Annotated in this window: 8 protein-coding genes; 6 read left to right on the forward strand and 2 right to left on the reverse strand. The window is 72.3% G+C overall.

Going from position 1 to position 12,725, the window contains the following annotated elements:
• Positions 1 to 11 precede the first annotated feature (11 nt).
• The 5 genes from GTZ93_RS29880 to GTZ93_RS29900 all read left to right on the forward strand — a co-directional run bounded on the left by GTZ93_RS29880 (position 12) and on the right by GTZ93_RS29900 (position 9,712).
• Entirely contained in the window at positions 12 to 3,257 is a 3,246-nt protein-coding gene (locus tag GTZ93_RS29880) for a PD-(D/E)XK nuclease family protein (protein WP_139915983.1), read from the forward strand.
• Positions 3,254 to 6,922 carry a UvrD-helicase domain-containing protein gene (locus tag GTZ93_RS29885; RefSeq protein ID WP_139915984.1) on the forward strand — a complete coding sequence of 1,223 codons (3,669 nt, stop codon included), beginning with the start codon at positions 3,254 to 3,256 and terminating at the stop codon, positions 6,920 to 6,922. Before GTZ93_RS29880 ends, GTZ93_RS29885 begins: the two co-directional genes overlap by 4 nt.
• Before the next feature lie 12 nt (positions 6,923 to 6,934).
• Complete coding sequence (locus GTZ93_RS29890; protein ID WP_120566437.1) at positions 6,935 to 8,245, forward strand: adenylosuccinate synthase; 1,311 nt, start codon at positions 6,935 to 6,937, stop codon at positions 8,243 to 8,245.
• A 56-nt stretch (positions 8,246 to 8,301) separates the two neighbouring features.
• Entirely contained in the window at positions 8,302 to 9,207 is a 906-nt protein-coding gene (locus tag GTZ93_RS29895; RefSeq protein WP_139915985.1) for a tetratricopeptide repeat protein, read from the forward strand.
• Between the two features lie 64 nt (positions 9,208 to 9,271).
• On the forward strand, positions 9,272 to 9,712 hold the full coding sequence (locus tag GTZ93_RS29900) for a PH domain-containing protein (protein WP_139915986.1): 441 nt from the start codon (positions 9,272 to 9,274) through the stop codon (positions 9,710 to 9,712).
• 13 nt (positions 9,713 to 9,725) lie between these two features.
• Here GTZ93_RS29900 and GTZ93_RS29905 read toward each other — a convergent pair whose 3' ends face one another.
• Positions 9,726 to 10,562, reverse strand: coding sequence for an FHA domain-containing protein (locus tag GTZ93_RS29905; protein WP_139915987.1), 837 nt, complete (start codon positions 10,560 to 10,562; stop codon positions 9,726 to 9,728).
• 130 nt (positions 10,563 to 10,692) lie between these two features.
• Positions 10,693 to 11,328, reverse strand: a complete 636-nt coding sequence (locus GTZ93_RS29910; protein ID WP_120581394.1) for an outer membrane beta-barrel protein — start codon at positions 11,326 to 11,328, stop codon at positions 10,693 to 10,695.
• A 186-nt stretch (positions 11,329 to 11,514) separates the two neighbouring features.
• Between GTZ93_RS29910 and GTZ93_RS29915 the strand changes: the two genes are divergently transcribed.
• The gene (locus GTZ93_RS29915; protein WP_139915988.1) at positions 11,515 to 12,720 is read left to right on the forward strand and encodes a carbohydrate-binding family 9-like protein; all 1,206 of its coding nucleotides are present in this window, start codon (positions 11,515 to 11,517) and stop codon (positions 12,718 to 12,720) included.
• Positions 12,721 to 12,725 lie beyond the last annotated feature (5 nt).

Genomic DNA, 12,725 nt, shown 5'->3' on the forward strand with positions numbered 1-12,725 from the left:
CCTCGCCCCGCATGCCCCGTCCTGGCCGCACACTCCACGTCTTCCCTGATGCCGCGCGCCGCCAGGCTGCCCTGCGGTCGGAGCGGCGTGCGCGGGGCATCTCCGTGGGGACCCACCTGCTCACGTGGGACGACTTCGTCCACGCGCTGGGTGGGGCGCGCGAGCTCAACCGGCGGCCCTGTCCCGCGATGACCGCCCGCGCCGTGGTGGCTGGCCTGGGCGCCACGCTCGGCCCCACGCCGTTCGGCGATTACGTACGCGAGCCCGCCTTCGCCCGCGCCGCGGCGGACGTGCTGCTGGACCTGAAGGCGGGCCGGCTCTCCCCTCGCGAACTCCAGGACGCCGCGGAGGTGCTGCCTCCGGAGCGTCGCACCCGCGCGCGGGTCCTCGCCCGGCTCTATCACCTGTACGAACAGCGGCTGGCGGAGCTGGGGCTCGCGGACCGCGAGGACGTGCTCCGGGGGGCTCGTGAGGCGCTGGACCGGGGCACGTGGCCCTCGGGCTGGGACGGGGTGACGGGGCTGGTGCTCCACGGCGTCTACGACGTGCGCCCGTCGAAACTGGAGCTGCTGATGGGGCTCGCCGCGGCGTGCGAGGCCCGGCGCGTGTCGCTGCGCGTGGAGACGCCGGTGGGCGGCTCGCCGGTGGCCGACGCGGCGCTCGCGGCGCTGTTCCGCGCCTTCGAGAACCGGGGCGAAACCATGCCCCACGTGGACCTCTTCAAGGCGGACGTCACCTTCGAGGGCCGCCCCTTCACCGACCTGGGCCGGCACCTGTTCTCGCCCCGCGCCGCTCGCGACGCGCTGAAGGGCGCGGTGGACGGGCTGTCCGTGTGGAACGCGACGAACGCGCGCGAAGAGGCCCGCGTGGTGGCTCGCGACGTGCGCCGCCTCATCGACGCGGGCAGCGCGCCGGGCGACATCGCCATCGCGTACCGGGACCTGGGCCCGGAGGCGGGCTGGCTCGCGGAGGCCCTGGGCGACCTGGGCATACCGGTGCGTTTGCCGTGGGGTGAACCGCTCGCGCTCGCGGGGCCGGTGCGGCTGGCGCTGGAGCTGCCGGTGCTGATGGAGGACGGATTCCCGGCCGAACGCGTGGCGGAGCTCGTCTCCAGCCGCTACGTGCCCTCGCTGTCGCGCGGTGGGCCGGATGCACCCGCGACCCTCTTCGCGCTCGCCGCCGCGCGCGACGACCGCCTGGGCGCCACGCGAGGGAAGGGCGCCTACGACGTGCGCCTGGAGGGGCTCGCGCGCCGGATGGCCGCGCAGGGCGGCAAGCGCAAGGAGGACGCGGTCAAGGTGATGGCCGTGCGCGCGCTGCGCGACCGCGTGATGCGGCTCATCGACGAATGCCGCCACATCCCCCAGGAGGCCCCCGCCGCGGAGGCACTCGCCGCGTGGTGGAAGGTCGTGGAGCGGCTGGGTCTGCTGGACTCCGCGGGGCCCCTGGAGGCTCGCGAGGCCGGGTCCCTGGGCGCGCGCATCGAGGACGCGAGGGCCCGGGATGACGCGGCGCTCGCGGCGTTCCGTCAACGGATGGAGGCGCTGCTGCGCTCGCTGCGCGCCGTGGGCGGAGGTCCCCGCATCACCCGGCGCGTGCTGGGCCGGTGGCTGGCGGACGCGCTGCGCGACGTGCACCTGCCCGCGCGAGGCCCGTCCACGGGCGCGGTGGAGGTGCTGGACCTGTCGGAGGTTCCGGGCCGCACCTTCCGGCATCTCTTCGTCGCCGGGCTCACCGAAGGCCGGCTCCCCGGGCGAGACCCGCCGTCGCCGCTCCTCGGAGACGCGGATCGCGTGGCGCTCAACCAGCACCTGACCCGGGACGTGTTCCGCCTCACCGGCGGCGAGTTCGACGACCGGGCGCCCTGGCGCCTCACGGAAGACCGGCTGCTCTTCGCCAGCGCGCTCGCCGCGGCGGAGGGCTCGTTGAGCCTGTCGTTCGCGGTGAAGGCCTCGGGCGGACAGGAGCAGGTGCCCTCCGCGTTCCTGGAAGAGGTGCGCCGGCTCACCGGCCACAAGTGGTCCACGCGCACGCTGCCTCCGGTGCTTCCGCTGGACGAAGTGCTCACGCTGCCGGAGCTGCGGCGCACCGTGGCGCTGGAGGCGCTGGCGGGCCTGTCGTTCCCGTCGTTGCGTGTCACGGAGCCGGACCCCGCGGGACAGGTGCTCAAGGATCGCTTCGGCACGGACGACTGGTTCCGCAGCGCCCGCGAGCTGGCCCACATGGAGGCCGCGCGCCTGCGCTTCTTCGGCCGCGAGGACGAACTGCCCGGCGAATTCACCGGCGGCGTGCAGGGCCCCCAACTGGAGCAGAAGCTGCGCGACACGTTCCACTTCGGCCTGGAGCGTCCGCTGTCCGCGAGCGCCCTGTCGAAGTTCGGCAACTGTGGCTTCCAGGGCTTCGTCGCATACGGCCTGAAGGTGGCCGAGCCCGTGGTGGCCAACGAGGAGTTCGACGCTCGGGGCCGAGGCACCTTCTGGCACCGCGTGATGGAGGAGGTCTTCCAGGCGCTCAAGGAGAAGAAGCTCCTGGGTCAGGCGCCGGAGGACATCCCCGAGGAAGTGCTGGAGAAGGCGGTCAAGAAGGCCAGCCGACACTTCGCGGAGCTGTACCACGTGGGCCACCACGAACTGTGGAAGCTCGCGGGCGAGAAGGCCCAGGCCATGGCCCGGCGCATCCTCGCGGATCCGCGACATGGCCTGCCGTTTGATCCGCTGGTGCCCGAGGGCTTCGAGCTGCGCTTCGGCCCCGCCGCCGAGGACAAGCGCTGGAGCGACGTGAAGCTGATGGTGGCGGAGGACGCCATCGTCTTCGAGGGGCAAATCGACCGGCTGGACACGGCCGGTGTGGAAGTGGGCGTCATCGACTACAAGACGGGCCGCCTGGACAAGCGCACGCTGAAGGAGAACCTGCTGCGTTCGGACTTCCAGCTCCCGCTGTACCTCTACGCCGCGCGCGAGGCCGGCCACGTGGGCGCGCGCAACGCGGCGTGGTTCTCGCTGCGCACGGGAGATGCCATCCATCTGTCGGCGGTGATGCCGCCCGCGGAGCTGGAGGACCTGCTGTCCACCGACCCGGAGGTGCGTCAGCGCGTGGCGGACGCCGCCGGACTCAACCTGCCCAACGCGGTGGAGTCGCTGGTGCGCCAGCTGCGCAAGGGTGACTTCCCGGCGCGGCCCAATGACTGCGGCAAGTGCGGCTACCGCGCGGTGTGCCGCATCACCGAGCGCCGCATCTCGGACGAGAGGAGCGGATGAGCGACACCGCGCCCCACATGCTCGCGCTGGAGAAGAACCTGGCCCTGATGGCGGGCGCGGGCGCGGGCAAGACGTACAGCCTGGTCACGATGACGCTGCACCTGTTCGCGGGAGCGCGGCAGGCGGATCCGTTGCGTCCCTCCCGGCTGTGCATGCTCACGTTCACGGACAAGGCCGCCGCCGAAATGCGCAAGCGCGTCCGCGAGCGCCTGGACGCGCTGGCCCAGGGTGACGTCCCGCTCGACGCGGAGAAGGACCTGCGCGCGTCGCTCGCGAGGCTGGAGCGCCCGTTTCCCACGCAGGACGCGTGGCGCAAGGTGCGCGAGGAGCTGGGCGCCGCGACGGTGGGCACGTTCCACTCGCTCTGCGGTCAGCTCCTGCGCCGCGCTCCGCCCGCGGTGGGCATTGATCCCGCCTTCGAGGTGCTCGACGAACTGGAGGCATCGGGCCTGCTGGAGGACGTCACCGAACGCGTCGTCCTGGACGCGCTGGAGGGCGGCGACGCGCGCGTGCGCGAGCTGTGCGCGGAGCTGGGCTTCTCCGGCTCCGGCTTCTCCGACGGGCTCGTGGCCGCGCTGATGGACGTCTACGGCACGCTGCGCGAAGAGGGCCTCAAGGCCGCCACCGCGCGCGTGGGCGACGGCGTGGCGGACAAGGCGCAGCTCGAAGCCCTCATCGACGACTGCCGCCGCCTCTGTCTGGACGCCCGCGCCCAGGACACCAAGGGCGAGTGGAGCAACCTCCTGTCCGCAGCCGAGCCCGCGCTGAAGGGCATGACGCCGGACACGTTCATGCAGCCGGCCCACTTCCCGACGCTGCGCAATGTGCTGCTGTCGGAGCCGCGCAACCTGGCCAACCTGCGCAAGGGCGCGGGCGCGTGCTTGAAGGAACTGCTCTGGAGAGTGAAGGGCAAGAGCGACGGCTCCGTGCGGCGGCTGGAGGACGCCTACGCCGCGTGGCGCACGGCGCCCTTCGAGGCGACCTTCCGCGACCTGTTGACCCAGGTGGAGGAGCGGCACGACGCGGAACTGACCCGGCGCAACGTGTTCGACTTCACCTCGTTGCTGGTGAAGGCGCGCGACCTGCTGCGCGACCATCCGGAGTTCCGTCAGCAGGTGCAGGAGCGGCAGGGCGCGCTGCTGGTGGACGAGTTCCAGGACACCAACCGGTTGCAGCTGGAGCTGGTGCTGCTCCTGTCGGAGAAGCGCGAAGGCGGCCCGCGCGAGCTGGCGCCGGACGCGGACCTCGTGACCGCGCTGCCCCTGGAGCCCGCGTTCCTGTGCGCGGTGGGTGACCGCAAGCAGTCCATCTACGAGTTCCGTGGCGCGGACGTGTCCGTGTTCAAGGTCCTCGCGGACAAGATTGACGCCGAGGGCGGCATGCGCGGCTTCCTCCAGAACAACTACCGCTCGTTGCCCGGTGTCCTGTCCTTCTTCAACCGCGCGTTCGCTGGGCTGCTCGTGGCGAAGGAGTCAACGCCCCGTCCCTTCGAGGTCGTCTACGAACCCGAGACGGACGACCTGTCGCCCACGCGCCCGGACCTGGCGGATGGGCGCGTGGTGGAGCGGCTCACCCTGCCGGAGGCCGACACCGCCCCGGAGCTGCGCGAGTACGAAGCGGACGCGGTGGCCCGCAGGCTGCGGGTGATGCTCGCGCCGGGTGCTCCGCCGGCGGTGATGGCGGAGGACAAGAAGGGCCTGCGTCCCGCGCGCGGCGGCGACGTGGCCATGCTCTTCCGGACCTTCACGCACCTGGAGGAGTACCGGCAGGCGTTGATCCGCCATGGCGTGCCGCACCGGGTGCTGCGAGGCCGCGGGTTCTACGGGGCGCAGGAGGTGCGCGACCTCGCCTCGTTGCTGGCGCTGCTCGCGGACGCGGACGACGCGCTGGCGTTCGCCGCGGTGCTGCGCTCGCCGCTGGTCGGCCTGTCGGACGCGTCGCTGTTCCGGCTCGCGGGGGACCTGCCGCTGTCGCTCGGCTCAGCCCGGTTGGTGGATGAAGAGGTCCGCGCCGCCATGTCCGCGCGTGAGCAGTCGCGGCTCGCGCGCTTCCTGGAGCTCATCCCCGTGCTACGGCGAGAGAGGGATCGGCTGGGCGTGCATGCCCTCCTGCAAGCCGCGCTGGACGCGACCGGCTACCGCGAAGCGCTGGCGGGCTCGCCCTACGCGGAGCAGGCGAGCGCGAACGTGGAGAAGCTCCTGTCGCTGGCGGCGCGCAGGGACGAGCGCGGCACGGGAGGCTGCGTGGCCTTCGCGCGCGAGCTGCGCCAGCTGGCGGACTCCGACCCCAACGAGGCCCAGGCGGACCTGCTGGACGAGGGCGACCCTCGCGCCGTGCAACTGCTCACCATCCACCGCGCCAAGGGCCTGGAGTGGCCGGTGGTCATCGTGCCCGGGATGGGCGGACGCCGCCGCACCACGTCCGCTCGGGCGTACTTCGAGCGCTCCTTCGGCCTGGCCCTGCGGCCGTGGATGCCGGACTCGCTGGACACCTTCACCTCCGAACGCTTCGAGGCCGTGCGCGCCGAGCTGAAGGCCCGCGAGGACGCCGAATACCTGCGCCTGCTCTACGTGGCCCTCACGCGCGCCAAGGACCTGCTCGTGCTGTCCGGCGGCGAGGAGAAGCGCGCGGGCACGGACACGTGGTGGCATCGCGTGGACCGACGGCTGGACGCGGATCCGGACCTGCGTGCGCTCGCCAACGACTTGGACGTGGAGCAGCTGCCGCCGCCCGCGGATCCGGAGCCGCCCACGGAGGAGCAGCTCGAACAGGCGCGGATCCGCCTGGAGTCCGCGCTGGAGCGCATGTCCGTCGAAGCCTCGGGCGCCGGTGCCGAAGTGTTCACCGACGCCCCGGCGGTCGCCTCCGTGCGCGCGGTCCAGGACTTCCTCACCTGTCCTCGCCGCTACCACCAGCTCCACCGACTGGGGCTCGCCGTCGGATCCGAACCGTGGGAGGCCCCCGCGCGCGCCGCGCCCCTCTTCGTGGAGCCCGATGGCTGGCTGCCCGTGGAGCGTCCGGACCAGCTCGTCACACGGCTGTTACGCGAAGTGGACCTGTCACTCGCGGGCGCGGACGTGGAGGCCTCCGAGCGGCGCGCGCACCTGGAGAACCTGCTGCGGAGCGCGGGCCGGGATCCGGACGAGGACGACCTGGGCGACGTGCTCGCCACCGTGGAGCGCTTCCTGGACACGACGTTCGCCCGCCAGCTCGCGGCGGTGCCCGCGTCCACCATCCACCGGGGCTTGGACTTCGTGCTGGACCTGGATGACAGCGCCAGCGTGGAGGGCGCGGTGGATCTGCTCTGGGAGTCGCCGGACGGCGAGGCCGTGGCGGTGCTCCTTCGCCCGGGTGCTCGCCACCCCCTGGGCCCGGCCGCGTGTGTCCATGAGCTGACGGCACTTGCCCTGGCGTCCGCGCGGATGGTTCGCGAGGGGGTGGCGGTGCGGGTGGGCGTGGCCTTCCTGGGCGACGCCTCCCCAGAGCCGGAATTCCTCCCGGCCGGATCCGCCGACGCGGGGGCGGTGCGCCGGCTGGCCGAGGGCGTCCGAGCGCTTGTCCAGGCCGAAATGTCCCGGGCATGGCCGGGGTGGGACAGGGCGGCCTGCCAGGCCCTTCACTGCGGCTTCGCGGAACACTGTCACCCGGCCCCTCCCGCGTGCTAAGCGGCGGGCACCATGCCGAACGTCGTCGTCATCGGAGCGCAGTGGGGAGATGAGGGGAAGGGCAAGGTCGTCGACCTTCTCACCGAGCATGCCCAGGTGGTCGTCCGTTTCCAGGGCGGCAACAACGCGGGGCACACGCTGGTGGTGGGTGGGCAGAAGACCGTCCTGCACCTGATTCCGTCCGGCATCCTTCACCCGGGCAAGACGTGTGTCATTGGCAACGGAGTGGTGGTGGATCCCGCCGTCCTCGTCGGGGAGATCGACGCGCTCAAGCCGCGCGGCTTCCTCAAGGATGACGCCCAGCTGCTCATCTCCGACAACGCCCACGTCATCTTCCCGTGGCACAAGCTGCTGGACAGCTTCCGTGAGAAGGCGCGCGGTGGCAGCGCCATCGGCACCACGGGGCGGGGCATTGGTCCGGCGTACGAGGACAAGGTCGCCCGCCGGGGCATCCGCGTGCGCGACCTGCTCCACCCGGAGCGCCTGCGCCGCCGCATCGACGAGCGCCTGCCCGCCGCGCTGGAGGAGCTGAAGGACCTCTGCGCCCAGGCGGGTGTGGACGTGCCTCGGCTGGAGACGCCGCAGGTGCTGGCGGAGTTCTCCGCCCTGGGCGAGCGGCTGCGCCCCTACGTGCACGACGTGTCCCTCTTCCTCTCCGAGCAGGTCCGCCGCGGCGCCCGCATCCTCTTCGAGGGCGCGCAGGGCACGCTGCTGGACGTGGACCACGGCACCTATCCGTTCGTCACCAGCTCCAACTGCGTGGCGGGCAACGCCGCGGTGGGCTCGGGCCTGGGTCCCACGGCCATCGACAAGGTGATGGGCATCAGCAAGGCGTACACCACGCGCGTCGGCGGAGGCCCGTTCCCCACGGAGCTGAGCGACGAGCTGGGAGACCGGCTGCGCAAGGTGGGCGACGAGTTCGGCGCCACCACGGGCCGCCCGCGCCGCTGCGGCTGGCTGGACGGCGTGGTGCTGCGCTACGCGGTGCGCGTCAACGGCCTGTGGGGCCTGGCGCTCACCAAGCTGGACGTGCTCAGCGGCATCAAGACGCTCAGCATCTGCAACGCGTACGAACTGGACGGCCAGCGCGTCACCGAGCTGCCCGGTGACTACGAGGACCTGGCGCGCGTGAAGCCCATCTACGAGTCGCTGCCCGGCTGGGACGAGAAGATCGCCGGCGTGCGCACCTTCGACGAGCTGCCGGAAGCCGCCAAGCGCTACGTGCGCCGCGTGGAAGAGGTCAGCGGCGTGCCCGTGGTGTGCGTGTCCGTGGGCGCCGACCGCGGCGAGACGGTGCTCCTGCAGAACCCCTTCCGCAGCTAGGAAGGACGCAGGCCGCAGTGGTCCTGGCCCGCCGGGGGCCAGGACGGGAGAGGGACATGGTTCGCACGCGCAGGTTCCAGCTCGGGGTCTCGGCGGTGGTGTGGCTTGGCACGTTGGCGGTGCCGGCCTGGGCCCTGGGCCCCAGCGCTCAGCCCCCGGCCCCCGAGGCGAAGCCCGCCGCTCCAATCGCGCGCGCACCGGGCCCGGCCACCGACACGGCTCCCGGCCCGTTGGAGTCCCAGCCCCAGCGCACGTCGCAGGCCGTGCTGGCGGCCATGCGGATCCGCGACGGGGACGCGTTGATGCGCGAGCGCCGCTACCGAGAGGCCGCCTTCGCCTTCCTCGACGCGGAGCACGCGGCACCGGCTCACGTGGAGGCGCGCTTCAAGCTGGGCAACTCGCTGGCGGTGCTCGGCTACTACGCGCGCGCCATCGAGGAGTGGGAGGCCGCGTCGCGCCTCACCCAGGACGCCGCCATCCGTCAGAGCGCGCAGGACAACATCACCCGCGCGCGTGTGAAGCAGGGCGAGCTCGGGGCGTCGCCGCAGGCCGTGGGGCAGATGCCCGGTTCCGGGCCGGTGGCGGACACGACGCGGGCCCAGGCGCGCCGCGCCTACGAGCAGGGCGTCCAGCACATCAGCCAGCGCGCCTACGCGCCCGCGCTCCAGACGCTGTCGCAGGCCCTTCAGCAGGAGCCGCTCCTGACCGTGGCGTACATCGCGCGGGGCAGCGCCAACATCGGGCTGAGGCGCTACGCGGAGGCCGCGGCGGACTACCAGTTCGCGCTGAAGCTGGAGCCGGACGCGGCCTCGCCACTGTACGGACTCGCGGAGGCGTACCGCGCGCTGGGCCGCAACCTGGAGGCCCGCGACCTCTACGAGCGCTACGCGCGCTCCACCGCCGCCGACGTGCGACCCGAGCTGAAAGAGGAGTCCCGCCAGAAGGCCGAGCGCCTGCGCTGACCGCTCGCCTGGTGAGCAGACGGGCATGGTCCGAGGGACTGTCCGGCCCACTATTTTAAAGGGCATGGACGGACGCGCTCGGACGGTGGAGGGGAAGCAGCCGCAGCAGGTCTTTCGCCCGCGCAGGGTGCTCGCCGCAGTGATGGCGGCGGCAGGCCTGTTATGGCTGGGCATCTTCGCCTGGCTGTTCCACTTCGACGGTGTGCCGCTGCAGACGTTCCTGTCCGCGGCCTTCTTCGTCGTCTTCTTCGGGGTGGCCGTCACCTACTACGGCCGCACCCGCATTGAAGTGGACGCCCGGGGCATCACCTGTCGGGGCATGGTGCGCACCCGGCGCTTCTCCTTCAGGGACATCCGCAAGCTGGACGTCCTCCCCGGGCCGGTGACGGTCTACGCCATCCGGGGCAGCCAGGGCTTCGTGCACTTCACCAGCTTCTTCCTTCACCACCGGTACCTGGCCCGGCTCCTGGTGGAGCGCGCGGGCCTCTCGCCCCTGCCTGCGTAGGGCGCGCGCACTTTCAGCCTGTCGCTGCCACCAGGGAGGTGACGAGCAGCGCACCCAGGGCCAGCGCGACGGCCCCGGCGATGATCCATCCCTCCAGGCGCCGTGGCCCTCCTTCGGGAGGCCGCGGCGTTCCTGCGTCCGCGGGCTCCTCCACGACGGCGACCGGCCGGGGCACGGGCCGCGCCTCTCCTGAGGCCTCGTCGAACGCCGCCTGGAAGCGGAGCAGCGAGCGCCCCAGCTCCACGACGTCCCCATCCGCCAGGGGCGCGGAGGCCTCCAGCCGCACGCCGTTGAGGAACACTCCGTTGGGCGTCCCCAGGTCTTCCAGAACGAAGCCCGAGTCCTCGCGGCGGATCCGCGCGTGCATCCGCGACACGGCCCGGTCGCGCAGCCGCAGGGCCGCGCCGTCGCCCCGGCCGATGTCCGTGTACGCCTCCGCGAGCGCGTGACAGCGGCCCACGTCCAGTCCGGTGAGGCAGGTGAGGGAGGCGGCGCGCGACGGCGGGGTGTCCGCGTCCGTCAGCAGGCCCTTGAGCACCGCGACAGTGCCCACGCCGCGCCCGGGGGCGCTCGGCTCGGCGAGCACGCGCAGACACATGCCGTCCGGAAGGCCCAGCACCTCGCCGGGCACCACCAGGCGCGACACGCCGGGCAGCACGCGCACCGCGTTCACGGTGAAGCTGCGCACCGCCTCCACCATGAGCCGCCCGGAGCCGATGCGCAGGGTCAACAGCCCCGGAGGAAGGCCCTCCAGGTGGACATGGTCATCGGGGCCGCCGCCCAGGAGGTGGTGGCCCTCGGTCAGCTCGAACGGGGTGGGGGTGCCCAGGTGCTCGAATTCGAAGCGCATGCGGACGCCCGGCAGCAAGCGTCACGCCTGCCACCGGACGTCGCATTTTCGCGAGGTTGCCCCCCAGGCCCCATCCAGCCCCGGCCTCCCATGTCCGGAGGCCGGGACGGCGGTGGGCCATCGCTTCTGTCTAGAAGGTGGCACCCAGGTTGATGGTGCCCACGTAGCGGCCGCCGCTGCTGAACGTCTCGTCGCCGCCCAGGTTCACGTCGGACGGCGGCACGGTGAGCGCGAACTCCTGGTCGAACAGGAAGTTGTAGTTCACGCGTGCGTCCGCGGTGAAGCTGCCGATGTGCAGGCGCAGGCCCGCGCCCACCGGCACGTTGCCCACCGTGTCGTCCTGGAAGCCCAGGGCGGCGGAGCGCACGTTGTAGCGGCTCAGGCCCACACCGCCCATGACGTACGGCTGGAGCGGCGTGGCCGTCAGGCCCAGCGTCACCGCCGCCTGCGCGCCGTTGCGCACGATGTCCGGCCCGCTGGTGTCCGTCGTCAGCACTCGGCTGTCGTTGAAGTTGCTGATGGCGCCCGTGTAGCCCAGCTCGATGCCCAGCACGTTCGTCGGCTTGATGGCCACCGTCACGCCGTACGCCAGGCCTGGATCAATCTGGTCTCGCAGCCCGCTGGTGTAGCCCTCCACACCGCCGCCCACGAGGAACGTCAGGCCGCGCATGTCCGCCGACCTGCGCAGCTCCGTCGAAGCCGCCTGTGCGGAACCCGCCGCCAACACCGCCACCGCCGCCGCGCCAGCCAACAATCCCTTGCTCATGTGGTCCCCTCCCTGTGTTGGACCGAAAAGTGGGGTGGACTTTCGTCCATGCCAACCGGGCCTCGGGGGCCCGCAGGCTCGGTCGCCCTCCCTTGCGGACGGGTTGCCCATGCATGGGAAGCGCGCTGCCCCACCCGAGGAAGAACGCTTCCAGGAGGGCAGGGAAGGGTAGACTCCGCGCCTTCGATGCGCCTCCGCTCCCTTGCCCTCGTCCCGTTGCTGTCCTCCGTCCTGTTCGTGGGTGGCGCCTGCCGCGATGAACAGGCGGGCCCCGCCCACCGCACGCCCAAGCTGCCCGCGCCCACGACGCTGCGGACGCTCGACGCGGCCCCGGAGGGGCTCACCTTCCGCAGCGGCGCCACCTTCGCCGGAGGCTCCATCGTCTACCTGGGCGCGCGCGTGACGCCGGAGCAGGCCACGCCGGGGCAGCCGGTGCGCATCTCGCACTACTTCCAGGCCGTGCGCCCGCCGCCCCAGGGCTTCCACTTCTTCGTGCACGTGGTGGATCCGGAGAGCGGCCAGATGCTGGCCAACGCGGATCACGAGTTCCAGGACGGCGCCGCGCCGCTGGAGACCTGGCCCGTGGGCCGGGTGCTGGAGGACGTGCACACCGTCGCCATGCCCGCCACGCCCGCCCGTCTCGCGTTGGGCTTCTGGAAGGGCGACGAGCGGCTCGCGGTGGATGATCCGCGCATGCAGTCGGGTGACAACCGGATGCGAGGCCCGCTCCTCGGCGGCGAGCCTCCCGCGCTGCCGGAGTACACCGTCACGCGCGTGAAGAAGGCGCCGGTGGTCGACGGGGCGCTGGACGACGAGGCCTGGAAGGGCGCGAAGCCGGTGACGCTCGCGGGCAGCTTCGACGGCCGGCCCGTGCGGCTGCGCACCCAGGCGCGCATGGTCTACGACGACGCGAACCTGTACGTGGCCTTCGACGTGGAGGACCCGGACATCTGGGGCACGATGCGCAACCGCGACGACTCCATCTACGAGCAGGAGGTCGTGGAGGTGTTCCTCGACGCCAACGCGGACGGGCGCACGTACAACGAGCTGCAGGTGTCGCCCCACAACGTCATCTTCGACGCGTACTTTCCCGCGCGGCGCCAGGGCATGGACCGCTCGTGGGACTCAGGTATGAAGACGGCGGTGAAGGTGCGCGGCACGCTGGACGACGCGTCCGACCGCGACGAGGGCTGGACGGTGGAGATGGCCATCCCGTTCAACCGGCTCGCGGAGGTGCCGCACATTCCGCCCCAGCCGGGCGAGCGCTGGCGCTTCAACCTCTACCGGTTGGAGCACCACGACCGCCGGCAGGTGGAAGGCCAGTCCTTCTCCCCGCTCTTCATCGGCGACTTCCACGCGCTGCCGCGCTTCGGGTGGCTCGTCTTCCAGTAGGCCGG

The organism is Corallococcus exiguus, from assembly GCF_009909105.1.
Classification (GTDB): domain Bacteria; phylum Myxococcota; class Myxococcia; order Myxococcales; family Myxococcaceae; genus Corallococcus; species Corallococcus exiguus.